The sequence below is a fragment of the Nonomuraea lactucae genome, assembly GCF_003313395.1.
In the GTDB taxonomy this organism is placed as follows: Bacteria; Actinomycetota; Actinomycetes; order Streptosporangiales; family Streptosporangiaceae; genus Nonomuraea; species Nonomuraea lactucae.
Genome location: NZ_QNFZ01000380.1, coordinates 1 through 806 on the forward strand (window position 1 = coordinate 1; position 806 = coordinate 806).

Consider the following 806-nt stretch of genomic DNA (forward strand, 5'->3'; position numbering starts at 1 on the left):
ACCCGGGTCGTCGCCAGGGTGCGGCGGGGCGTGGCCGCCTACGGCTGGCAGGCGGCGCTGCGGCGGGTGATCGCACCCGGCGGCGTGCTTCACCGGGCGATGCGGCCCGGCCCCACCGACCGGGCCGACCTGAAGCGGGCCGCCCTCGCCGGCCTGCTGATGGGCCTGGCGCTGAGCGCCAAGAGCTGGCCCATCTGGCTGATCCCCGGCATGCTGCTGCTCCTGCCCCACCTGCGGGCCAGGGCCGTCGCCCTGTTCGCGACCGGCGCCGTGCCGCTGTTCTTCCTGGTCACGCTGCCGCTCTTCGCCGGCACCTCGTTCAGCCAGATCCCCGAGGTCATCCGCACCATCCAGGACATCAGGCCGATCGTCGGCGAGTGGGGCTGGACCCCCCACTTCACCGGCGGTGACTGGGCGCTCCGGCCGGACCTGGCCTCGTTCGGCACCAACCTGATCTACGCCTGCGTCGTGGGCTGCGTGCTGATCTGGCGGCGCGCCGACCCGGTCGACATGACCACGGCCGTCCTGCTGGTCTTCATGGTGGTCACGCCGCGGCTCGGCGCCCAGTACCTCCTGTGGTTCATGCCGTTCCTGATCGCCCGGCCGACCCGGTTCGCCTGGCCGGCCATCATCGGGGTGTCGGCCTGGGCGGCCTACGGCTACCTCTACATGACGCAGTTCGACGTCAACACCTGGTGGGGGCTGCACGCCGACTGGTCGCGGGCCTCGGTCGCGCTGCTGCCGCTGCTCGCCCTGGCCATGCCGTGGGGCCGCCGCACCGCGCCGGAGCCGCCGGCGGCCCTGCC

1 pseudogene is annotated in these 806 nt (G+C 73.7%); it reads left to right on the forward strand.

Annotated elements, in window-relative coordinates:
• Window positions 1–806 (forward strand): annotated as a pseudogene (locus tag DQW85_RS22080) (hypothetical protein); the annotation flags it as partial.